Annotated in this window: 16 protein-coding genes, 1 tRNA gene, 3 rRNA genes and 1 riboswitch; of the genes, 9 read left to right on the top strand and 11 right to left on the bottom strand. The window is 57.6% G+C overall.

What is annotated here, in order from left to right; genetic code table 11:
* Positions 1 to 81: 81 nt before the first annotated feature.
* The 4 genes from rrf to CLM71_RS01495 form a co-directional block, all read right to left on the bottom strand.
* Positions 82 to 197 (bottom strand): 5S ribosomal RNA (gene rrf / locus CLM71_RS01510).
* 106 nt (positions 198 to 303) lie between these two features.
* Positions 304 to 3211: ribosomal RNA gene (locus tag CLM71_RS01505) — 23S ribosomal RNA — on the bottom strand.
* Positions 3212 to 3432: 221 nt separating this feature from the next.
* Positions 3433 to 3508 (bottom strand) — tRNA-Glu (locus CLM71_RS01500).
* 173 nt (positions 3509 to 3681) lie between these two features.
* Positions 3682 to 5223, bottom strand: a 16S ribosomal RNA gene (locus CLM71_RS01495).
* Together the 16S, 23S and 5S rRNA genes with 1 tRNA gene alongside form the textbook arrangement of a ribosomal RNA operon.
* Positions 5224 to 5836: 613 nt before the next feature.
* Between CLM71_RS01495 and purH the strand changes: the two genes are divergently transcribed.
* Positions 5837 to 7426 carry a bifunctional phosphoribosylaminoimidazolecarboxamide formyltransferase/IMP cyclohydrolase gene (purH, locus tag CLM71_RS01490; RefSeq protein WP_105229443.1) on the top strand — a complete coding sequence of 530 codons (1590 nt, stop codon included), beginning with the start codon at positions 5837 to 5839 and terminating at the stop codon, positions 7424 to 7426.
* A gap of 54 nt (positions 7427 to 7480) precedes the next feature.
* Positions 7481 to 8764, top strand: coding sequence for a phosphoribosylamine--glycine ligase (purD, locus tag CLM71_RS01485; RefSeq protein WP_105229442.1), 1284 nt, complete (start codon positions 7481 to 7483; stop codon positions 8762 to 8764).
* A gap of 47 nt (positions 8765 to 8811) precedes the next feature.
* On the opposite strand, the gene CLM71_RS01480 is transcribed toward purD, so the two are convergent.
* The 6 genes from CLM71_RS01480 to nudC form a co-directional block, all read right to left on the bottom strand.
* Complete coding sequence (locus CLM71_RS01480; protein ID WP_199776393.1) at positions 8812 to 9483, bottom strand: DUF1481 domain-containing protein; 672 nt, start codon at positions 9481 to 9483, stop codon at positions 8812 to 8814.
* 36 nt (positions 9484 to 9519) lie between these two features.
* Complete coding sequence (hupA, locus tag CLM71_RS01475) at positions 9520 to 9792, bottom strand: nucleoid-associated protein HU-alpha (protein ID WP_004957785.1); 273 nt, start codon at positions 9790 to 9792, stop codon at positions 9520 to 9522.
* 189 nt (positions 9793 to 9981) lie between these two features.
* On the bottom strand, positions 9982 to 10572 hold the full coding sequence (locus CLM71_RS01470) for a YjaG family protein (RefSeq protein WP_105229440.1): 591 nt from the start codon (positions 10570 to 10572) through the stop codon (positions 9982 to 9984).
* 39 nt (positions 10573 to 10611) lie between these two features.
* The gene (nfi, locus tag CLM71_RS01465; RefSeq protein WP_105233189.1) at positions 10612 to 11304 is read right to left on the bottom strand and encodes a deoxyribonuclease V; all 693 of its coding nucleotides are present in this window, start codon (positions 11302 to 11304) and stop codon (positions 10612 to 10614) included.
* A 41-nt stretch (positions 11305 to 11345) separates the two neighbouring features.
* Positions 11346 to 12410 carry a uroporphyrinogen decarboxylase gene (gene hemE / locus CLM71_RS01460; protein WP_105229439.1) on the bottom strand — a complete coding sequence of 355 codons (1065 nt, stop codon included), beginning with the start codon at positions 12408 to 12410 and terminating at the stop codon, positions 11346 to 11348.
* Positions 12411 to 12483: 73 nt separating this feature from the next.
* On the bottom strand, positions 12484 to 13251 hold the full coding sequence (nudC, locus tag CLM71_RS01455) for an NAD(+) diphosphatase (RefSeq protein ID WP_105229438.1): 768 nt from the start codon (positions 13249 to 13251) through the stop codon (positions 12484 to 12486).
* 99 nt (positions 13252 to 13350) lie between these two features.
* Here nudC and rsd point away from each other — a divergent pair, with 99 nt between their 5' ends.
* The 7 genes from rsd to thiH all read left to right on the top strand — a co-directional run bounded on the left by rsd (position 13351) and on the right by thiH (position 19558).
* On the top strand, positions 13351 to 13857 hold the full coding sequence (gene rsd / locus CLM71_RS01450) for a sigma D regulator (protein ID WP_105229437.1): 507 nt from the start codon (positions 13351 to 13353) through the stop codon (positions 13855 to 13857).
* A gap of 39 nt (positions 13858 to 13896) precedes the next feature.
* Positions 13897 to 14020: riboswitch (TPP riboswitch) on the top strand.
* 107 nt (positions 14021 to 14127) lie between these two features.
* Positions 14128 to 16062, top strand: coding sequence for a phosphomethylpyrimidine synthase ThiC (gene thiC, locus CLM71_RS01445; protein WP_105229436.1), 1935 nt, complete (start codon positions 14128 to 14130; stop codon positions 16060 to 16062).
* Positions 16055 to 16693: a thiamine phosphate synthase gene (gene thiE, locus CLM71_RS01440; protein WP_105229435.1), complete on the top strand. Its 639-nt coding sequence runs from the start codon at positions 16055 to 16057 to the stop codon at positions 16691 to 16693. The genes thiC and thiE overlap by 8 nt, the downstream gene beginning before the upstream one ends.
* 4 nt (positions 16694 to 16697) lie before the next feature.
* On the top strand, positions 16698 to 17459 hold the full coding sequence (locus CLM71_RS01435; RefSeq protein WP_105229434.1) for a HesA/MoeB/ThiF family protein: 762 nt from the start codon (positions 16698 to 16700) through the stop codon (positions 17457 to 17459).
* Positions 17444 to 17644, top strand: a complete 201-nt coding sequence (gene thiS, locus CLM71_RS01430) for a sulfur carrier protein ThiS (protein WP_105229433.1) — start codon at positions 17444 to 17446, stop codon at positions 17642 to 17644. Before CLM71_RS01435 ends, thiS begins: the two co-directional genes overlap by 16 nt.
* A gap of 1 nt (position 17645) precedes the next feature.
* Entirely contained in the window at positions 17646 to 18425 is a 780-nt protein-coding gene (locus tag CLM71_RS01425; RefSeq protein WP_105229432.1) for a thiazole synthase, read from the top strand.
* On the top strand, positions 18425 to 19558 hold the full coding sequence (gene thiH / locus CLM71_RS01420) for a 2-iminoacetate synthase ThiH (RefSeq protein WP_105229431.1): 1134 nt from the start codon (positions 18425 to 18427) through the stop codon (positions 19556 to 19558). The genes CLM71_RS01425 and thiH overlap by 1 nt, the downstream gene beginning before the upstream one ends.
* A 300-nt stretch (positions 19559 to 19858) precedes the next feature.
* Here thiH and rpoC read toward each other — a convergent pair whose 3' ends face one another.
* On the bottom strand, positions 19859 to 24082 hold the full coding sequence (gene rpoC, locus CLM71_RS01415) for a DNA-directed RNA polymerase subunit beta' (protein ID WP_105229430.1): 4224 nt from the start codon (positions 24080 to 24082) through the stop codon (positions 19859 to 19861).
* Between the last annotated feature and the right edge of the window lie 64 nt (positions 24083 to 24146).

Raw genomic sequence — 24146 nt, 5'->3', positions numbered from 1 at the left:
TAAAATACAGGTAAGCGATCCTAACGGCCAAAAACGCAAAAAGCCTCATGCTTTCGCATGAGGCTTCTTACTTTGTTTGATGCCTGGCAGTGTCCTACTCTCGCATGGGGAGACCCCACACTACCATCGGCGCTACGGCGTTTCACTTCTGAGTTCGGCATGGGGTCAGGTGGGACCACCGCGCTATTGCCGCCAGGCAAATTCTGTTTCAATCAACCCGCAACGTTTCCACGCCGCCAGTCAATCCAATCTCGGAACTTCGCTGAAAATCAAATCGCGTCTCTAAAACACCTTCGGTGTTGTAAGGTTAAGCCTCACGGTTCATTAGTACTGGTTAGCTCAATGCATCGCTGCACTTACACACCCAGCCTATCAACGTCTTAGTCTTAAACGTTCCTTCAGGGGCCTTAAAGGCCCAGGGAAGACTCATCTTGAGGCAAGTTTCGCGCTTAGATGCTTTCAGCGCTTATCTTTTCCGCACTTAGCTACCGGGCAATGCCATTGGCATGACAACCCGAACACCAGTGGTGCGTTCACTCCGGTCCTCTCGTACTAGGAGCAACCCCTCTCAATCTTCCAACGCCCACGGCAGATAGGGACCGAACTGTCTCACGACGTTCTAAACCCAGCTCGCGTACCACTTTAAATGGCGAACAGCCATACCCTTGGGACCTACTTCAGCCCCAGGATGTGATGAGCCGACATCGAGGTGCCAAACACCGCCGTCGATATGAACTCTTGGGCGGTATCAGCCTGTTATCCCCGGAGTACCTTTTATCCGTTGAGCGATGGCCCTTCCATTCAGAACCACCGGATCACTAAGACCTGCTTTCGCACCTGCTCGAGCCGTCACTCTCGCAGTCAAGCTAGCTTATGCCTTTGCACTAACCTCACGATGTCCGACCGTGATTAGCTAACCTTCGTGCTCCTCCGTTACTCTTTGGGAGGAGACCGCCCCAGTCAAACTACCCACCAGACACTGTCCTCACCCCCGATTAGGGGGCCGAGTTAGAACATCAAACATTAAAGGGTGGTATTTCAAGGTTGGCTCCATGCAGACTGGCGTCCACACTTCAAAGCCTCCCACCTATCCTACACATCAAGGCTCAATGTTCAGTGTCAAGCTATAGTAAAGGTTCACGGGGTCTTTCCGTCTTGCCGCGGGTACACTGCATCTTCACAGCGAGTTCAATTTCACTGAGTCTCGGGTGGAGACAGCCTGGCCATCATTACGCCATTCGTGCAGGTCGGAACTTACCCGACAAGGAATTTCGCTACCTTAGGACCGTTATAGTTACGGCCGCCGTTTACCGGGGCTTCGATCAAGAGCTTCTGGTTACCCATAACCCCATCAATTAACCTTCCGGCACCGGGCAGGCGTCACACCGTATACGTCCACTTTCGTGTTTGCACAGTGCTGTGTTTTTATTAAACAGTTGCAGCCAGCTGGTATCTGCGACTGGCTTCAGCTCCATCCGCAAGGGACTTCACCTACGCGCCAGCGTGCCTTCTCCCGAAGTTACGGCACCATTTTGCCTAGTTCCTTCACCCGAGTTCTCTCAAGCGCCTGGGTATTCTCTACCTGACCACCTGTGTCGGTTTGGGGTACGATTTCGTGTTACCTGGAGCTTAGAGGCTTTTCCTGGAAGCTTGGCATCAACTACTTCTGCACCGTAGTGCATCGTCATCACGCCTCAGGGTTGACAAGCAACCGGATTTACCAGGTCACTCCCCCTACACGCTTAAACCGAGACAACCGTCGCTCGGCTAGCCTAGCCTTCTCCGTCCCCCCTTCGCAGTAACACCAAGTACAGGAATATTAACCTGTTTCCCATCGACTACGCTTTTCAGCCTCGCCTTAGGGGTCGACTCACCCTGCCCCGATTAACGTTGGACAGGAACCCTTGGTCTTCCGGCGTGCGGGTTTTTCACCCGCATTATCGTTACTTATGTCAGCATTCGCACTTCTGATACCTCCAGCATGCCTCGCAGCACACCTTCAACGGCTTACAGAACGCTCCCCTACCCAACAACACCTAAGTGTCGCTGCCGCAGCTTCGGTGCATGGTTTAGCCCCGTTACATCTTCCGCGCAGGCCGACTCGACCAGTGAGCTATTACGCTTTCTTTAAATGATGGCTGCTTCTAAGCCAACATCCTGGCTGTCTGTGCCTTCCCACATCGTTTCCCACTTAACCATGACTTTGGGACCTTAGCTGGCGGTCTGGGTTGTTTCCCTCTTCACGACGGACGTTAGCACCCGCCGTGTGTCTCCCGTGATAACATTCTTCGGTATTCGGAGTTTGCATCGGTTTGGTAAGCCGGGATGGCCCCCTAGCCGAAACAGTGCTCTACCCCCGAAGATGAGTTCACGAGGCGCTACCTAAATAGCTTTCGGGGAGAACCAGCTATCTCCCGGTTTGATTGGCCTTTCACCCCCAGCCACAAGTCATCCGCTAATTTTTCAACATTAGTCGGTTCGGTCCTCCAGTTAGTGTTACCCAACCTTCAACCTGCCCATGGCTAGATCACCGGGTTTCGGGTCTATACCTTGCAACTAGACGCCCAGTTAAGACTCGGTTTCCCTACGGCTCCCCTATTCGGTTAACCTTGCTACAAAATATAAGTCGCTGACCCATTATACAAAAGGTACGCAGTCACACCACGAAGGTGCTCCCACTGCTTGTACGTACACGGTTTCAGGTTCTATTTCACTCCCCTCGCCGGGGTTCTTTTCGCCTTTCCCTCACGGTACTGGTTCACTATCGGTCAGTCAGGAGTATTTAGCCTTGGAGGATGGTCCCCCCATATTCAGACAGGATAACACGTGTCCCGCCCTACTCATCGAACTCACGACCTGTGCATCTTCGTGTACGGGACTATCACCCTTTACTGTGCGACTTTCCAGACGCTTCCACTGACACACAAGCCGATTCAGGTTCTGGGCTCTTCCCCGTTCGCTCGCCGCTACTGGGGGAATCTCGGTTGATTTCTTTTCCTCGGGGTACTTAGATGTTTCAGTTCCCCCGGTTCGCCTCATGCCACTATGTATTCATGACATGATAGTGTGTCGAAACACACTGGGTTTCCCCATTCGGGTATCGTCGGTTATAACGGTTCATATCACCTTACCGACGCTTTTCGCAGATTAGCACGCCCTTCATCGCCTCTGACTGCCTAGGCATCCACCGTGTACGCTTAGTCACTTAACCTCACAACCCGAAGGTGTCTTTCGACATCGTCGCGTTGCTACATTTGAGAGACTCTATGACAGGTTACTCCTCATCCCAAACTTCTACGGGGGACAAGTTTCAGCTGCCATGTTTCAATTTTCAGCTTGTTCCAGATTGTTAAAGAGCAAATATCTCAAACATGACTCGCAAGCCAGTTTTGAGATATCGTTTGATACCGTCTTTCACCCGATATCAGCAAGTGGCGTCCCCTAGGGGATTCGAACCCCTGTTACCGCCGTGAAAGGGCGGTGTCCTAGGCCTCTAGACGAAGGGGACACGAAATTTGCTTAGCGAATCACTGATTCGCTAATTTCGTGTAAGGGCGAGATTTTCCCAGGAAAATCGAGCGACAGTGTTATTTGTCACCGTACCCCCAACGCATCGACGCTTTGCTCGTTCTTTTCATCAGACAATCTGTGTGGACACTGCACAGTCAGGATATCTTTAGGTAAGGAGGTGATCCAACCGCAGGTTCCCCTACGGTTACCTTGTTACGACTTCACCCCAGTCATGAATCACAAAGTGGTAAGCGCCCTCCCGAAGGTTAAGCTACCTACTTCTTTTGCAACCCACTCCCATGGTGTGACGGGCGGTGTGTACAAGGCCCGGGAACGTATTCACCGTAGCATTCTGATCTACGATTACTAGCGATTCCGACTTCATGGAGTCGAGTTGCAGACTCCAATCCGGACTACGACGTACTTTATGAGGTCCGCTTGCCTTCGCAGGTTCGCTTCTCTTTGTATACGCCATTGTAGCACGTGTGTAGCCCTACTCGTAAGGGCCATGATGACTTGACGTCATCCCCACCTTCCTCCAGTTTATCACTGGCAGTCTCCTTTGAGTTCCCGGCCGAACCGCTGGCAACAAAGGATAAGGGTTGCGCTCGTTGCGGGACTTAACCCAACATTTCACAACACGAGCTGACGACAGCCATGCAGCACCTGTCTCAGAGTTCCCGAAGGCACCAAAGCATCTCTGCTAAGTTCTCTGGATGTCAAGAGTAGGTAAGGTTCTTCGCGTTGCATCGAATTAAACCACATGCTCCACCGCTTGTGCGGGCCCCCGTCAATTCATTTGAGTTTTAACCTTGCGGCCGTACTCCCCAGGCGGTCGATTTAACGCGTTAGCTCCGGAAGCCACGCCTCAAGGGCACAACCTCCAAATCGACATCGTTTACGGCGTGGACTACCAGGGTATCTAATCCTGTTTGCTCCCCACGCTTTCGCACCTGAGCGTCAGTCTTCGTCCAGGGGGCCGCCTTCGCCACCGGTATTCCTCCAGATCTCTACGCATTTCACCGCTACACCTGGAATTCTACCCCCCTCTACGAGACTCTAGTCTGCCAGTTTCAAATGCAGTTCCCAAGTTAAGCTCGGGGATTTCACATCTGACTTAACAAACCGCCTGCGTGCGCTTTACGCCCAGTAATTCCGATTAACGCTTGCACCCTCCGTATTACCGCGGCTGCTGGCACGGAGTTAGCCGGTGCTTCTTCTGCGAGTAACGTCAATGTAATGCCGTATTAAGACACTACCCTTCCTCCTCGCTGAAAGTGCTTTACAACCCGAAGGCCTTCTTCACACACGCGGCATGGCTGCATCAGGCTTGCGCCCATTGTGCAATATTCCCCACTGCTGCCTCCCGTAGGAGTCTGGACCGTGTCTCAGTTCCAGTGTGGCTGGTCATCCTCTCAGACCAGCTAGGGATCGTCGCCTAGGTGAGCCATTACCCCACCTACTAGCTAATCCCATCTGGGCACATCCGATGGTGTGAGGCCCGAAGGTCCCCCACTTTGGTCCGAAGACGTTATGCGGTATTAGCCACCGTTTCCAGTGGTTATCCCCCTCCATCGGGCAGTTTCCCAGACATTACTCACCCGTCCGCCGCTCGCCGGCAAAGTAGCAAGCTACTTTCCGCTGCCGCTCGACTTGCATGTGTTAGGCCTGCCGCCAGCGTTCAATCTGAGCCATGATCAAACTCTTCAATTAAAAGCTTGATTCGCTAAGTTAATAGCTGTTGCTCAAAGATTTACTGCATGAATTTTACTTCAGTTAGTCACTCTTCAAGACTTGATATTTTTTTGCATCCGAGGATGCTGGATATCGTCTTGTGAGTGCCCACACAGATTGTCTGATAAATTGTTAAAGAGCAGTGAGTTACGCGCTTTCGCTTGCTAACTCGAGGTGGCGTATATTACGCTTTCCTCTTTCAGAGTCAATTCATTTTTTCAGAATTTTTTCTCTGTCGACCCCGGACACTCTGTGATGTTGTTCACATGTTCCGTGTCGATGGAGGCGCATTATAGGGAGTTCCGCGCAGGCCGCAACAGGTATTTTCAACAAAAACGTTCGTTTGCTGCATTCCACAGCAAAAGCCGCCCTTATACCCACTTTTGCACAAACTTATCCACAGAAGGTATTTGAGCGGAAAATTTACGAGCGCCACGCAAACGTTTTCGCTACAATTCCCGGCGATGAAACGATCCCCCTTTATGGGGGCGTTACCTGAATCTGTTCCTGTTTCTCTTTATATAGAGAGTCAAAAGGTAGAGATTCACGTAACGCTCTTTATATTGCGACTCAAAAGCCAAGGGATAAAACCATGCAACAACCTCGTCCAATCCGCCGGGCCCTGCTCAGCGTTTCTGACAAAGCCGGTATCGTTGAATTTGCGCAGGCGCTGTCACAGCGCGGTGTTGAACTTCTGTCTACCGGCGGCACCGCCCGCCTGCTGGCTGATGCCGGCCTGCCTGTCACCGAAGTGTCCGACTATACCGGTTTCCCGGAGATGATGGACGGACGAGTCAAAACCCTACATCCCAAAGTACACGGCGGCATTCTCGGCCGGCGCGGCCAGGATGACGCCATCATGAACCAACATGCGATCCAGCCGATCGATATGGTGGTCGTCAACCTGTACCCTTTCGCACAGACCGTTGCACGCCCGGACTGCTCGCTGGAAGACGCGGTGGAAAACATCGATATCGGCGGGCCGACCATGGTGCGCTCTGCCGCCAAGAACCATAAAGACGTTGCCATCGTAGTAAAGAGCAGCGACTACGCGGCAATTATTGGCGAGATGGATAACAACGACGGCTCCCTGCTGTTCAACACCCGCTTCAATCTGGCGATCAAAGCCTTTGAGCATACCGCCGCCTATGACAGCATGATTGCCAACTACTTCGGCACGCTGGTGCCGGCTTACCACGGCGATACCGAACAGCCTGCCGGCCGCTTCCCGCGCACACTGAATCTGAACTACGTGAAGAAGCAGGATATGCGCTACGGGGAAAACAGCCACCAGCAGGCCGCCTTCTATATAGAAGAGAATCTGCAGGAGGCGTCCGTCGCCACGGCGCAGCAGCTGCAGGGTAAAGCGCTCTCTTACAACAATATCGCGGATACCGACGCCGCGCTGGAGTGCGTAAAAGAGTTCGCCGAGCCGGCCTGCGTAATCGTCAAACATGCCAACCCGTGCGGCGTGGCAATTGGCGATGACATTCTGGCGGCCTACGAGCGCGCTTACAAAACCGACCCGACCTCCGCGTTCGGCGGCATCATCGCCTTTAACCGTGAGCTGGACGCCGCCACCGCGCAGGCCATTATCAGCCGCCAGTTCGTTGAAGTGATCATCGCGCCAAACGTCAGCGAAGAAGCACGCAGCCTGCTGGCCGCCAAACAGAACGTGCGCGTACTGGCCTGCGGACAATGGCAGCAGCGCGTTGCCGGCCTGGACTTCAAACGCGTCAACGGCGGCCTGCTGGTGCAGGATCGCGATTTGGGCATGGTGACCGCAGATGACCTGCGCGTCGTCACCGAGCGCCAGCCAAGCGAGCAAGAGCTGCGTGATGCGCTGTTCTGCTGGAAAGTAGCCAAGTTCGTGAAGTCCAATGCTATCGTCTATGCACGCGACAATATGACCATCGGCATTGGTGCCGGCCAAATGAGCCGCGTTTACTCCGCCAAAATCGCCGGCATCAAGGCAGGCGATGAAGGGCTGGAAGTGAAAGGCTCCGCAATGGCCTCCGACGCCTTCTTCCCGTTCCGCGACGGCATTGATGCCGCAGCCGTGGTGGGCATCACCTGCGTGATCCAGCCGGGCGGCTCCATTCGCGACGACGAAGTGATCGCCGCCGCCAACGAGCACGGCATCGCCATGATCTTCACCGACATGCGCCACTTCCGCCATTAATCCCCTGTTATTGCGTGCGCCGCGTGGCGCACGCCGTTTTTTGTGGAGCACCTGATGAATATTTTAGTTATCGGTAACGGCGGGCGTGAACACGCGCTGGCCTGGAAAGCCGCCCAGTCGCCGCTGGCTGATAAAGTGTACGTCGCCCCCGGCAATGCCGGCACCGCGCTGGAAAGCAATCTGGAAAACGTAGCCATTTCCGCCACCGACATCCCGGCGCTGCTCGCCTTTGCCCAGAGCCACGACATCGGCCTGACCATTGTCGGGCCGGAAGCACCGCTGGTAATCGGCGTGGTCGACGCCTTCCAGGCCGCCGGCCTGAAAATCTTCGGTCCGTCGCAGGCCGCCGCCCAGTTGGAAGGCTCCAAAGCATTTACCAAAGATTTCCTTGCCCGCCATCAGATCCCGACGGCGGAGTACCAAAACTTTACCGACGTAGACACGGCGCTGGACTACGTACGCAGCAAAGGCGCGCCGATCGTGATTAAGGCCGACGGGCTGGCGGCAGGCAAAGGGGTCATCGTCGCCCTGACGCTGCAGCAGGCAGAAGACGCCGTGCGCGATATGCTGGCGGGCAACGCCTTTGGCGACGCCGGCCACCGGATTGTGGTTGAAGAGTTCCTGGATGGCGAAGAAGCCAGCTTTATCGTTATGGTGGATGGCGAACACGTGGTGCCGATGGCCACCAGCCAAGATCACAAGCGCGTCGGCGACGGCGATACCGGCCCGAACACCGGCGGCATGGGCGCTTACTCGCCGGCGCCGGTGGTTACCGACGAAATCCACCAGCGGGTGATGGATCAGGTGATCTGGCCAACGGTGCGCGGCATGGCGGCAGAAGGCAACACCTATGTCGGTTTCCTGTACGCCGGTCTGATGATCTCCGCCGAGGGTCAGCCAAAAGTGATCGAATTCAACTGCCGCTTCGGCGACCCGGAAACCCAGCCGATCATGCTGCGCCTGCGCTCCGATCTGGTGGCGCTGTGCCTGGCAGGTGCTGAGGGCACGCTGGATCAACAGACTTCCCTGTGGGATGAGCGCCCCGCTCTTGGCGTGGTGTTGGCTGCCGGCGGCTATCCTGGCGACTACCGCACCGGCGATGCGATTCACGGCCTGCCGCAGCAGGAGAGCGCCGACGGTAAAGTCTTCCATGCCGGCACGCAGTTGAAAGATGGCGAAGTCGTTACCAGCGGCGGACGCGTACTGTGTGTGACGGCGCTGGGCGAGACGGTGGCGCAGGCGCAGCAACGCGCTTATCAACTGGCGGCGGGTATTGAGTGGCAGGACAGCTTCTGCCGGAAAGATATCGGTTATCACGCGATTGCGCGCGGCAAGTAAATCACGCTGCATGGCAGGGCGCGTTCGCCGCGTCCTGTCCCCTTCTGTTACAGCGCGTCTTCCTGCGGTTCCCAGGTACAGAAATCTTCGTTCGCCACCAGCAACAGCTGACGCCCTTCCGGCGCCTCCAGCCAGGCCACGCTGACCGGCCCTGCGCTGTTTTGCGCCCGGCGCTCAATCCACGCCGTCGCTCTGTCGCCCAGTTCCGGGTCACGCCACTGCCCGGCACAGGTTTTCACTCCGTCCTGCTGCCAGCGCCCCTGATATAAGGTCACTCTGCCGGCCCGCAACGCATCGCTTAGTGCCAGTACGCGGCGCGCCTGATATTGATAACGAGCGATATCGTCCGCAGACAGCGGTTCACGCCGCGTCGCCAGCTGGCGCTGCATAAAGCTGACCGTACCGTCATCGGTAAAACGCAGTTGAATAGAGTCGCGGTCGCCGTCGGCGTCGGTACGCTTGATTTGCCTCAGCGCGCCGTGTTGATAGTCATAGCGGGTTGTCACGGTGCCAACGCCGCGGTAGGGGCTGTATACGGTTACCAACACTGCCGGACGCTGTTGTTCGTCGTCTTTACGCCACAGGCGGATTACGCCCTGATCGGCCACGTAGCCGCTGGCGGTAAAGGCGGGGGGAGTATGATGCCAACTACATGCGCTCAGGACGCTGGCAATGCCAATAGCTGCCAGCGCCCTGCACACAAACAAAAGGGGCTTCAAAGCCCCTCTGTTTAATCTTTTCACCAACACGCAGTCTTATTTAACTGCGTCTTTCAGTGCTTTGCCAGAAACGAACGCGGGTACGTTAGCCGCTGCAATTTTGATTTCTTTGCCAGTCTGTGGGTTGCGACCAGTGCGCTCTGCACGATGGTTTACTTTGAAAGTACCGAAACCAACCAATTGTACCGCATCACCTTCTTTCAGAGACTCAGTAATAGCAGCCAGGGTAGATTCCAGAGCCAGTTTAGCTTGTGCTTTGGAAAGGTCAGCCTTGTCCGCGATTACATCAATCAGTTGAGTCTTGTTCATAAGTTATCCTTACAGTGTGTTTATCGTTTGCAAAGCATCGAGTGCGACGGATATGCCGATTGACAGCACTCTCCTGCATACACGCACCGATAGCCACTTTTTTTACGCCCCCCAAATGTAGACCAGACAGGGTGCGGATGTGAAGCCTTAAGGCATGACAAATCAGGCGTTAAATCACGTTTTCTTGCCTTATTGCGCTAAATTTATCCCAATATTGCTCACGCCAGCCTCACGAAGGTCTGCGCGTAGCCCTTTAATCAGGTCTAAATCGCGCTCTTCGCAGGCTGCCAGCAGGCGGAAAATTTCCCACTGGATGTCCCATTCTTCCTCAACCGCCGGCAGAACCTTCAGTTCTTCATCGGTCATTTCTTTCCCGGCCTGGGTCATTTCCAACATCGCCACGGTGCGAATCGATGTTTCGCTGATGGCGATGGCGTGCTCCAGCGTCTCCCCGCTGAGGCGCGAATGGATCAGTTCCCCTAATGCGATACAGGCATCAATCGCCGGGTAAACGCCGTAAAGATCGTAATCTTCCGCCGCCGGAATCGCTTCCTCCAACTTCTCGAGCTGGCTGTCGAAGTTGACCTTGGCGTCTTTCACTACCAGCGTCTCCCAAATCAAATCCAGGATTCGGCGGTACACCTGCGGGTCGCCAAACTCGGTTTGCAGGCAGAACATCTGGTAATTCGGATACATACGCTCGCACAGACTAGCCATAAAGGTCAAATGTTGCCAGCTTTCAAGCTTTTCTAAGCGTAAATGAATTGGATTACGGAGCATTATTTTGTCTCACTCGCTGAGTCTGCGGCGCAGTGTAACCTAAAATACGCATGGCGACACCTCCGGATACGCAGCCAGCCAGCGCTGAAAGGCCGGCCGGCGCGAGGCAATGGCGTCCGCCCAGCGCGTCGGTTCAGGTAAACGGTAGCCTGCCATGCAGCGTTGCACCCAGGCCAGCGCACCGTCGGCGCTGACGCGGTGCCCGGTGGCGATAAACAGCGGGTTGCAGCGCGCCTTGCTGCGCCATACCCAGCCCAGCTGTTCTCCCTTATCCATCAGCGCGCTTTTGGCGCCGACTTCTGCGCTCAAAGGCTCAAACTTGCCGCACAGCCGTTTTTTCGCCACGCCGATGGTCGGCACATCGACCAACAGCCCGAAGTGGCTGGCCACGCCGAGGCGACGCGGATGCGAAATGCCGTGGCCGTCGACAAAAATCAGATCGGGCTTCTGCCGTAGCCGTTCCCAGGCCGCCAGCAGCGCCGGGTATTCACGAAACGAGAGAAAGCCGGGAATATACGGCATGGTGGTGGCAATACGCGCAATCTGGTATTCCACCAGCTCCAGCGACGGATAACGCAGAATCGCGATAGCGGCGCGCGTTACTGCGCCTTCCTGTTCGAACCCCACGTCGCAGCCGGCGATAAAGGCCGGCGGGTCGACCGCCAACTGGTCCTGGCGAATCACGTCTGCGGCGCGCTGTAACTGCTCGGCGCGCAGCGTCTGGGTATCAATCATGGCAACTCTCCTTGTAGCGCTATCGCTGAAGCACGGGATCAACGATGATATTTGGCCGACAGCGCGTGCACCGCCTCGACAAACACGCCGGCGTTTTCCGGCGGCACGTCCTGATGAATACCGTGGCCCAAGTTGAACACATGCCCTTCGCCGTGGCCGAAGCCGGACAGGATGGTTTCCACCTCCTGTTCAATACGCTGCGGCGCGGCGTAAAGCATCGACGGATCCATATTGCCCTGCAGCGCCACCCGATCGCCGACCCGACGACGCGCATCGGCAATATCGGTGGTCCAGTCCAGGCCCAGCGCATCGCAGCCGGTCGCCGCCATCGCTTCCAGCCACTGGCCGCCGCCTTTGGTGAACAACGTCACCGGCACCCGGCGACCGTCATGCTCGCGCAGCAGGCCATCGACGATTTTATGCATATAGTTCAGCGAGAATTCGCGGTAATCACGGCCGGTCAGCACGCCGCCCCAGGTGTCGAACACCATGACCGACTGCGCGCCCGCGCGGATTTGCGCATTCAGATACAAAATCACGCTGTCCGCCAGCTTGTCCAACAGCAGGTGCAGGGTTTGCGGCTCGGCGTACATCATCTTTTTCAGTTTGGTAAACGCCTTGCTGCTGCCGCCTTCAACCATATAGGTCGCCAGCGTCCACGGACTGCCGGAGAAGCCGATCAGCGGCACCTGGCCTTTCAGCTCGCGGCGGATGGTGCGCACTGCGTTCATCACATAGCCCAGCTCCACCTCCGGATCGAACAGCGGCAGCTTTTCTACATCGGCGCGGCAGGTAATCGGCGATGAGAAACGCGGCCCTTCGCCGGTTTCAAAGTAGAGCCCCAACCCCATGGCGTCAGGAATGGTCAGAATGTCGGAAAACAGGATGGCGGCATCCAGCGCATAGCGACGCAGCGGCTGCAGCGTCACCTCACAGGCCAGTTCGGCGTTCTTGCACAGCGACATAAAGTCGCCGGCCTGCGCCCGCGTGGCTTTATACTCCGGCAAATAACGACCGGCCTGGCGCATCATCCATACGGGGGTAACATCCACCGGCTGGCGCAACAGCGCACGCAGGTAACGATCGTTCTTCAACTCAGTCATTATTGGCTCCCTTAATTCAGCTGGCGCTATTGTATACCCAAAAGAATGGGCGTTGTACCAAAGCGCCAGCGCATCATGCGTCCCGGCACAGCACCACGGTGTCCTCAATCAAACGCCGCGCCACGGTGCCCGGCGGCGGCAGCAGGGGCAGCCGATCGTAGCGATACCAGCCGGCATGCAGCAGTTCCTTGGGATCGTGACGCAGTTCGCCGCGATGATAATCCGCAATAAAGGCCATCATCAGCGACTGCGGGAACGGCCAGGGCTGGGAGGAGACATAGCGCAGGTTTTTGATTTCAATATTGCTTTCCTCCATCACTTCGCGGGCCACCGCCTGCTCCAGCGTTTCCCCTACCTCGACAAAACCGGCCAGCACCGTATGGATGCCGCCGCGGTGGCGTACGTGCTGCGCCAGCAGGATTTCATCATCGCGGCGGATGGCGACAATCACGCAGGGGGCGATTTGCGGATAATAACGTTCGCGACAGTGGCCGCACAGGCAAGCATTCTCACTGCGGCTCAGGTGCATCTTATGGCCACAGTAGCCGCAAAATTGATGGGAACGATAAAATTCGGCCAGCTGCACCCCGCGCCCGGCTAACTGGAACAGGGCGCGGTCGAGATCCAGCAGCTGCCGTAACGACCCCATCTCCTGCGCCATAGCGCGGCGCACCAGCCAGACCGGCGCCCCTTGCCACTCGCCAATTTGCCGCGCCGCTTCGCCGCGCAGGCCCCATTTATCGGCAGCACCAAACGGCAATTCACCGTTTGGTAACCAAAGTTTGTTTTCATGGCTGACGATCCACCAGCCCTTTTCGTTACCTGTTAATGCAAGTTCCATATCGTTGTTGCACAACCTCAGCTTCACTGGCACTCTAGAAATCGGCACTGTTACATTTTTATAACTTACCGTTACTTTTTCTTACTTACGGAGTCAACAATGCTCAACCACTTGGAAAGCCTGACTCAGCGCGTTGGTGGTAGTAATGAATTAGTTGATCAATGGCTTGAGGCACGTAAGCAGTTGCTGGTTGCTTACTGCACGCTCGTCGGCATTAAGCCGAATAAAGAAAAGCATACGCCGCTTAATGCAAAAGCGCTGGAGAACTTTTGCCACAATCTGGTGGATTATCTCTCCGCAGGGCATTTTCATATCTATGACAGAGTCATCAAGCAGGTGGAAGGCGCCGGTAGTCCTAAAATGTCTTTCGCCACCCAAATTTATCCCAAGTTGTGGATCAATACCGAACAGGTGATGGCGTTCCACGATCGCTATGCCGACACCGAGATCGATCAGGATCTCTGTCTGGCGTTCCATCAGGCGCTGTCGGACATCGGCGAAACGCTGGCCGCCCGCTTCGCACTGGAAGATCGCCTGATTCAGCTGCTCACAGAAACCTGGCAGCCCGGCCAACAGGAAGCGGAAAAAGGCAACCTGGTCCAATAGCTTTCCCTTGCAGCAAACAATAATGCCCTTCTATACTGGGGGCTCTTGTCGGAGTGCCTAGCGCCAGGCTTGTTATCAAGTCGGCCAGGCTGAGACCGTTAATTCGGGATCCGCGGAACCTGATCGGGTTAATACCCGCGAAGGGAACAAGAGTAATCTATCGCCAGCGGCAGACCTTCCACCAGCGTCTGCCGATCGGCCAACATCGTTACTCCCTCCGAGCTCCAGACAAGCAATTTTCCCAACTCACCCGACTTGTAGGAATTTGCTATGTCTAATAACAACCAGCGTCCCCGTAAAGTACAGCGTGAAGCCGCGCAGCAGTTTATCGACAACCTTCAGGGCGTCGCTTTCCCCAACTCCCGCCGCATCTATCTGCAAGGATCGCGCCCCGATCTGCAGGTGCCGATGCGCGAGATCCAGCTCAGCCCGACCTTAATCGGCGGCAGTAAAGACGAACCGCAATACGAGCCGAATGAGGCGGTACCGGTCTATGATACCGCCGGTCCTTACGGCGACCCGGCGTCCCAACTGGACGTACACCGCGGCCTGGACAAGCTGCGCGCCGGCTGGATCGCAGAGCGCGACGATACCGAGACGCTGGCCCACGTCAGCTCCGGTTTTACCCAGCAGCGTCTGGCGGATGAGGGGTTAGACCACCTGCGTTTCGAACATCTGCCGCAGCCACGCAAAGCGCAGTCGGGCAAATGCGTCACCCAGCTGCACTATGCGCGCGCCGGCGTCGTCACGCCGGAGATGGAATTTATCGCCATCCGCGAAAATATGGGCCGTGAGCGCATCCACAGTGAGGTGCTGCGCCAGCAGCATCCGGGCCAAAGCTGGGGCGCCAACCTGCCGGAAAACATTACGCCGGAGTTTGTCCGTCAGGAGGTGGCCGCTGGCCGCGCCATTATCCCGGCCAACATTAACCACCCGGAATCTGAACCGATGATTATCGGTCGCAACTTCCTGGTGAAGGTAAACGCCAATATCGGCAATTCTGCGGTGACCTCCTCCATCGAGGAAGAGGTGGAAAAACTGGTGTGGTCCACCCGCTGGGGCGCGGATACCGTGATGGACCTCTCCACCGGCCGCTATATCCACGAAACCCGCGAATGGATCCTGCGCAACAGCCCGGTGCCGATCGGCACCGTCCCCATCTATCAGGCGCTGGAAAAAGTGAACGGCGTAGCGGAAAACCTAACCTGGGAAATGTTCCGCGACACGCTGCTGGAGCAGGCGGAGCAAGGGGTCGATTATTTCACCATCCACGCCGGTGTGCTGCTGCGCTATGTGCCGATGACCGCCAAACGCCTGACCGGCATCGTCTCCCGCGGCGGCTCGATCATGGCCAAATGGTGCCTGTCGCATCATCAGGAAAACTTCCTGTATGAACACTTCCGCGAAATCTGCGAGATCTGCGCCGCCTACGACGTTTCACTGTCGCTGGGCGATGGCCTGCGCCCTGGCTCGGTACAGGACGCCAACGATGAAGCGCAGTTCTCCGAGCTGCATACGCTGGGCGAACTGACCAAAATCGCCTGGGAATACGACGTACAGGTGATGATCGAAGGCCCGGGCCACGTGCCGATGCATATGATCCGCCGCAATATGACCGAAGAGCTGGAGCACTGCCATGAAGCGCCGTTCTATACGCTGGGGCCATTGACCACCGATATCGCGCCGGGCTATGACCACTTCACCTCCGGCATCGGCGCCGCGATGATCGGCTGGTTCGGCTGCGCCATGCTGTGCTACGTGACGCCGAAAGAGCACCTGGGGCTGCCGAACAAAGAAGACGTCAAACAGGGGCTGATTACCTATAAAATCGCCGCGCACGCCGCGGATTTGGCGAAAGGCCACCCCGGCGCGCAGATCCGCGATAACGCCATGTCCAAGGCGCGCTTTGAGTTCCGCTGGGAAGACCAGTTCAACCTGGCGCTGGATCCCGCCACCGCCCGCGCCTATCACGATGAGACGCTGCCGCAGGAATCCGGCAAAATCGCCCATTTCTGCTCAATGTGCGGGCCGAAATTCTGTTCGATGAAGATTTCACAGGAAGTGCGCGACTATGCCGCCGCGCAGGAAGCCGCCAAACCGATCGAAGTGCTGTCCGGTATGGAAAAAATGTCCGCCGAATTCCGCTCACGCGGCAGCGAGCTGTACCACAGCGCCGCAGCGCTGCAGGAGGACAACAATGGCTGAGTTATCAAGCCCGTTTCCCGCCACGTCGCACCGCCTCGGGCTGTACCCGGTGGTGGACAGCGTCATGTGGATCGAACGCTTGCTGGACGCAGGCGTCACCACCATCCAGCTGCGGATTAAGAACCAACCGGATGAGCAGGTCGAAGCCGACATTATCGCCGCCATCGCCCTCGGCAAACGCTACAACGCCCGTCTGTTTATCAATGACTACTGGCGGCTGGCGGTCAAACACGGCGCCTACGGCGTCCATCTGGGGCAGGAGGATCTGGACAGCACCGATCTGGCAGCCATCCATCGCGCCGGGCTGCGTCTTGGCGTATCAACCCATGACGATGCCGAACTGGCGCGCGCCAAAGCGGTGCAGCCCTCGTATATTGCGCTCGGCCACATCTTTCCCACCCAGACCAAGGATATGCCTTCCGCCCCCCAGGGGCTGGCGGAGCTGAAGCGCCACGTGGCGACGCTGGCGGCGTATCCCACGGTGGCGATCGGCGGCATCAGCCTCGATCGCGTCCCGGCGGTATTGGCCTGCGGCGTCGGCAGCGTGGCGGTGGTGAGTGCCATCACCCAGGCGCCGGACTGGCGGGCCGCTACGGCGGAACTGCTGCGCCTGATTGAAGGCAAGGAGTAACGGTATGCTCAGCGATCACGAATTCTTACGTTACAGCCGGCAGCTGTTGCTGGAAGACATCGGCCCCGACGGGCAGGAAAAACTCAAAGGCGCCAGCGTGCTGATCGTCGGCCTGGGCGGGTTGGGATCGCCGGCGGCGCTGTATCTGGCCGCCGCCGGCGTCGGAACGCTGCTGCTGGCGGACGATGACCAGCTGCATCTCACCAATCTGCAGCGGCAGATCCTCTACCGCAGCGCCGACGTGCCGCACGGGAAGGCCCAACTGGCCCAACGCCACCTGCAGGCGCTTAATCCGCAGGTCGAGTCGATCGCACTGGCGCAGCGCCTGCAGGGCGCAGAACTGCAACAGGCGGTGGCGCGCGCCGATCTGGTGCTGGACTGCAGCGACAATATGGCGACCCGCCACGCAATCAATGCCACGTGCGTGGCCGCCGGCAAGCCGCTTATCAGCGGCAGCGCGGTCGGCTTCAGCGGGCAGTTGCTGGTCATCACCCCGCCGTTCCAGCAGGGATGTTACGCCTGCCTGTACCCTGACCAGACGGAGCCGCAGCGCAACTGCCGCACCGCCGGCGTACTCGGCCCGGTGGTCGGCGTCATCGGTACGCTGCAGGCGCTGGAAGCCATCAAGATGCTGGCGGGCATGCCCTCCGCGCTCAGCGGCAAGCTGCGCCTGTTCGATGGCAAACAGCAAAGCTGGCATACGCTGCAGCTGAGCAAAGCCCAGTCGTGCCCCATCTGCGGAGGCGATCTATGCAAATCCGCCTGAATGACCAAACGCTGGAGCTGGCGGCGCCGCTCAGCGTCAGCGCCCTGCTGTCGCAGCTGACGCGCGACCAGCCGGGTACCGCGCTCGCCATCAATCACGTCATCATCCCACGCGCCGACTGGGCCAATCATCTGGTGCAGGACGGCGATGACATCCTGCTTTTCCAAGCGATTGCCGGAGGCTGATATGCTGCAAATCGCCGATACCACCTTTACCTCACGCTTATTCACCGGCACCGGCAAGTTCGCCACCCCGGCGCTGATGCTTGACGCGCTGCAGGCGTCCGGCTCACAGCTGGTGACCATGGCCATGAAGCGCGTCGACCTGCAAGGCGGCAACGACGCCATTCTCGCGCCGCTGCGGCAGTTGGGCGTGCGTCTGCTGCCCAACACTTCCGGCGCCAAAACCGCCGCGGAAGCGGTATTCGCCGCCAGGCTGGCGCGCGAAGCCCTCGGCACCCATTGGGTGAAGCTGGAAATCCACCCGGACGTGAAGTACCTGCTGCCCGACCCGATCGAAACGCTGAAAGCTGCGGAAACGCTGGTCAAAGAGGGGTTTGTGGTGCTGCCTTACTGCGGCGCCGACCCGGTGCTGTGCAAACGGCTGGAGGAAGCGGGCTGCGCTGCGGTGATGCCGCTGGGCGCGCCGATCGGCTCCAACCGCGGGCTACGCACCCGCGATTTTCTGGAGATCATTATCGAGCAGGCCAACGTGCCGGTGGTGGTTGACGCCGGCATCGGCGCCCCCAGCCACGCGCTGGAAGCAATGGAGCTGGGCGCCGACGCGGTGCTGGTGAATACCGCTATCGCCGTCGCCCGCAACCCGGTACATATGGCGCAGGCTTTCCGCCTGGCGCTGGAGGCCGGCGAGCTGGCGCGCCAGGCAGGCCTCGGCCACAGCCAGCGCAGCGCGGCCGCCTCCAGCCCGCTGACCGCATTTCTCAGCCAATCGGCGGAGGTGGACTGATGGCGGATGATTTCTCGCAACGCTGGCAAACCTTTGACTGGGATGACATCACCCTGCGCATCAACAGCAAAACGGCGCGCGATGTGGAGCGGGCGCTGAACGCAGAGAAGCTGACGCGGGACGATTTTATGGCGCTGATTTCACCGGCGGCGGCTCCCTACCTCGAACCGCTGGCGCAACGCGCCCAACAGCTGACTCGCCAGCGTTTCGGCAACGTGGTCAGCTTCTACGTCCCGCTCTACCTATCCAACCTGTGCGCCAATGACTGCACTTACTGCGGTTTTTCCATGAGCAACCGTATCAAGCGCAAAACGCTGGACGCCGACGAGATCGCCCTAGAGTGCCGCGCCATCAAGGCGCTGGGTTTCGAGCACCTGCTGCTGGTCACCGGCGAACACCAGACTAAGGTCGGCATGGACTATTTTCGCCGCCATCTGCCGCAGATCCGCTCTCAGTTCAGTTCGCTGATGATGGAAGTACAGCCGATGTCGCAGGAGGAGTATGCGGAGCTGAAAACCCTGGGGCTGGACGGCGTGCTGGTGTATCAGGAAACCTATCATCCGGCCACCTACCAGCAGCACCATCTGCGCGGACAGAAGCAGGATTTCCACTGGCGACTGGCGACGCCGGATCGCCTGGCGCGCGCCGGGATTGACAAAATCGGACTGGGGGCGCTGATCGGCCTGTCCAACAGCTGGCGCACCGATTGCTATCTGCTGGCGGAGCATCTGGCCTATCTGCAGCAAACCTACTGGCAGAGCCGCTATTCGATTTCGTTCCCGCGTCTGCGGCCGTGCGCCGGCGGTATCGAACCGGCGTCACTGATGGATGAAGCGCAGCTGGTGCAACTGATTTGCGCCTTCCGGCTGTTTGCGCCTGACGTCGAACTGTCCCTGTCCACGCGCGAATCGCCGCATTTTCGCGATCACGTGATCCCGCTAGCCATTAACAGCGTCAGCGCCGGCTCCAAAACGCAGCCGGGCGGTTACGCTGACGATGTGCCGCCGGAACTGGAACAGTTTGAGCCGCACGACGGCCGCTCCCCGCAGCAGGTCGCCCAGGCGATCGACAAGGCCGGGCTGCAGCCGGTATGGAAAGACTGGGATAGCTATCTGGGACGCGCACCGCAATAAACGGCAACGTTTTCAACGGCCAGAGAAAAGTGCTGGAAACGGCGCGCAGCCTCGGTAAACGCCGCTGGCCGCCGCCGACCATTGACGTAAAGTGGCGGCGTTGGTTATCAATCCCGAAGCCAACCAAGGTTATCTCCCCCTCTTGATAACCTTGCCTTACCAACCCCGGAGCGTATGGCCAGAGCGCCATGCGTCTCCGGTTCCATTTCTCCCACCCGGCCCCCGTCCGCAGGCAAAAAAAAACCGCCCCCAAAGGGACGGTTTATCAATACTGGCCCGGCGTACCGGGCCGCGGCGCGATTACTCGTCGCCGTTACCGTTCAGGCCTGCATTCAGCAATTCGGCCAGGTTGGCAGTCGCTTCTTCCGCGCTCACCTGCGGAACAACCGGTGCTTCGCCCTGTGCACGACGGCGCATGCGGTCCTGATGATAAGCGTAACCGGTACCGGCTGGGATCAGACGGCCCACGATGACGTTCTCTTTCAGGCCACGCAGTTCATCACGCTTACCGGCAACCGCCGCTTCGGTGAGAACGCGCGTCGTTTCCTGGAACGATGCAGCAGAGATGAAGGACTCGGTCGCCAAGGATGCCTTGGTGATACCCAGCAGGTCGCGCGCGAAGGTTGCACCCAACTTGCCATCTGCTTCCAGCTGGCGGTTGGCAATCTTGACGCGAGACACTTCAGCCTGTTCGCCTTCCAGGAACTCAGAGCCACCAGCGCTAACGATGGTGCCTTTACGCAGCATCTGACGAACGATAACTTCGATGTGCTTATCGTTAATCTTAACGCCTTGCAGACGGTAAACTTCCTGCACTTCGTTGGTGATGTAGCGGGTAACCGCATGCACACCACGCAGACGCAGAATGTCGTGCGGCGACTCTGGACCATCGGAAACCACATCACCACGTTCGACGCGTTCGCCTTCAAACACGTTGAGCTGACGCCATTTTGGAATCATCTCTTCGTAGGCATCGCTGCCGTCCAGCGGAGTGATAACCAGACGGCGTTTGCCTTTGGTCTCTTTACCGAACGAGATAATCCCGCTGATTTCAGCCAGGATTGCCGGCTCTTTCGGACGACGAGCTTCGAACAGATCCGCAACGCGCGGCAGACCACCGGTAATATCCTTGGTACCGCCGGATTCCTGCGGAATACGCGCCAGGGTATCACCCGAACCGATCTGTACGCCGTCTTCCAGCTGAACAATCGCTTTGCCCGGCAGGAAGTACTGAGCAGGCATATCGGTGCCTGGGATCAGGACGTCGTCGCCGTTGGCGTCAACAATTTTCAGCGCAGGACGCAAATCTTTACCGCCCGCGGTACGTTCTGCAGAATCCAGAACCACCAGCGATGACAGACCGGTCAGTTCGTCGGTCTGACGAGTAATCGTCTGGCCGTCGATCATATCGGCAAAGCGAATGAAACCGCTCACTTCACTGACTACCGGCATGGTGTGCGGATCCCAGTTCGCAACGGTCTCGCCGCCGGTCACTTCCGCGTTGTCACCTTTCGCCATCACGGCGCCGTAAGGCACCTTGTAGCTTTCTTTGGTACGGCCGAATTCGTCGATCAGTTTCAGCTCGGTGTTACGCGAGGTGATCACCAGCTTATCGCTGCTGTTCACAACGAATTTGGCGTTGCTCAGCTTGATGCTACCGCTGTTTTTCACCTGGATGCTGGATTCAGCAGCCGCACGCGATGCCGCACCACCGATGTGGAAGGTACGCATCGTCAGCTGGGTACCCGGCTCACCGATGGACTGTGCCGCGATAACGCCGATGGCCTCACCTTTGTTGATGATGTGGCCACGCGCCAGGTCACGACCATAGCAGTTTGCACACACGCCGAAGTCGGTTTCACAGCTAACGACAGAGCGAACCTTCACGCTGTCAACGGAGTTTTCTTCTAACAGATCACACCATTTTTCGTTCAGCAGGGTGTTACGCGGAACCAGAATATCCGCCGTACCCGGCTTCAACACTTCTTCAGCGGTCACACGACCCAGTACGCGCTCACGCAGCGGCTCTTTCACGTCGCCACCTTCGATGACCGGGGTCATCAGGATGCCGTCGTGGGTGCCACAGTCGTCTTCGGTCACCACCAGATCCTGCGCAACGTCAACCAGACGACGCGTCAGATAACCGGAGTTCGCGGTTTTCAGTGCGGTATCCGCCAGACCTTTACGCGCACCGTGCGTGGAGATGAAGTACTGGAGTACGTTCAGACCTTCACGGAAGTTCGCGGTGATTGGCGTTTCGATGATGGAACCGTCCGGCTTCGCCATCAGGCCACGCATACCGGCCAGCTGACGAATCTGAGCGGCGGAACCACGCGCACCGGAGTCGGCCATCATAAAGATGCTGTTGAAGGAAACCTGCTGTTCCACTTCGCCGTCACGGTTAACCACGTCTTCTACCGACAGGTTTTCCATCATCGCTTTAGCAACGCGTTCGTTGGCCGCAGCCCAGATATCGATAACCTTGTTGTAGCGTTCGCCGGCGGTAACCAGACCAGACTGGAACTGCTCCTGGATCTCGGCAACTTCGGTTTCCGCTTCTTCGATGATCTCGGCTTTCTTCGCCGGGATAACCATGTCGTCGATGCCTACGGAAGCGCCTGAACGGGCTGCGTAAGCAAAACCGGTGTACATGATCTGGTCAGCAAAGATAACGGTCGGTTTCAGCCCCATGATGCGGTAACAGGTGTTCAGCATCTTGGAGATCGCTTTTTTGCCCAACGGCTGGTTAACGATAGAGTACGGCAGGCCCTTCGGCACGATCATCCACAGGATGGCGCGGCCGATGGTGGTGTCCACCAGGCTGGTCTGCGTCGTCCACTCGCCTTCCGCATCTTTCACTTCTTCAGTGATACGCACTTTAACGCGCGCATGCAGCGAGGCCAGGCCAGCGCGGTAAATACGCTCGGCTTCTTTAGGACCACTCAGCACCATGCCTTCGCCTTTGGCGTTAACACAGTCACGGGTCATGTAGTACAGACCCAGTACAACGTCCTGAGACGGAACGATGATTGGCTCGCCGTTCGCCGGAGACAGGATGTTGTTGGTCGACATCATCAGCGCACGCGCTTCCAGCTGGGCTTCCAGCGTCAGCGGTACGTGAACAGCCATCTGGTCACCATCGAAGTCGGCGTTATACGCCGCACAAACCAGCGGGTGCAGCTGGATGGCTTTACCTTCGATCAGTACCGGTTCAAAAGCCTGGATACCCAAACGGTGCAGGGTTGGTGCACGGTTCAGCAGTACCGGGTGTTCGCGGATCACTTCATCCAGGATATCCCAGACGACGGCTTCTTCGCGCTCAACCATTTTCTTGGCGGCTTTGATAGTGGTGGCCAGGCCACGCAGCTCCAGCTTGCCGTAGATGAACGGTTTGAACAGCTCCAGCGCCATTTTCTTCGGCAGGCCACACTGGTGCAGACGCAGGTATGGGCCAACGGTGATAACGGAACGGCCGGAGTAGTCAACACGCTTACCGAGCAGGTTCTGACGGAAACGACCCTGCTTACCTTTGATCATGTCGGCCAAAGATTTCAGAGGACGTTTGTTGGAACCGGTGATCGCACGACCGCGACGGCCGTTATCCAGCAGCGCATCTACCGCTTCTTGCAGCATACGCTTTTCGTTGCGCACGATGATGTCCGGCGCGGCCAGATCCAGCAGGCGCTTCAAACGGTTGTTACGGTTGATGACGCGACGATACAGATCGTTCAGATCGCTGGTCGCGAAACGACCGCCATCCAGCGGAACCAGCGGACGCAGATCCGGCGGCAGTACCGGCAGCACGGTCAGGATCATCCACTCCGGCTTGTTGCCGGACTGTACGAACGCTTCCAGCAGCTTGATACGCTTGGTCAGCTTCTTACGCTTGGTTTCGGAGTTGGTTTCGTTCAGCTCTTCGCGCAGAGTTTCACACTCTTGCTCCAGATCCATGTTTTTCAACAGGGCCTGGATCGCTTCTGCACCCATCTTGGCGTCGAATTCGTCACCGAACTCTTCCAGCGCGTCCAGATACTGCTCTTCGGTCAGGATCTGACGGCGCTCGAGGTTGGTCATACCGCCTTCAACCACCACGTAGGATTCGAAGTACAGCACGCGTTCGATGTCACGCAGCGGCATATCCAGCAGCAAACCGATGCGGGACGGCAGCGATTTCAGGAACCAGATATGCGCGGTTGGCGAAGCCAGTTCGATGTGGCCCATGCGCTCACGACGCACTTTGGTCTGGGTCACTTCAACGCCGCACTTCTCACAGATAACGCCGCGGTGCTTCAAGCGCTTGTACTTACCGCACAGGCACTCGTAATCTTTTACCGGCCCGAAGATACGGGCACAGAACAAACCGTCACGCTCTGGTTTGAACGTACGGTAGTTAATGGTTTCCGGCTTCTTAACTTCACCGAACGACCACGAACGGATCATGTCTGGCGATGCCAGAGCAATCTTGATCGCATCAAACTCTTCGGTCTTAGTTTGCGCTTTCAGAAACTTCAATAAGTCTTTCACGGATTGGCTCCTGTCGGAGTTAAACCTGTTGGGAAGAGGCAAACATCGCCTCTTCCCGTGTGAC

This window comes from Serratia sp. MYb239, assembly GCF_002966855.1.
GTDB lineage: Bacteria > Pseudomonadota > Gammaproteobacteria > Enterobacterales > Enterobacteriaceae > Serratia_B > Serratia_B rhizosphaerae.
Note: the sequence above shows the minus strand (reverse complement) of the source record. Positions and strands in the feature narration are given on the sequence as shown.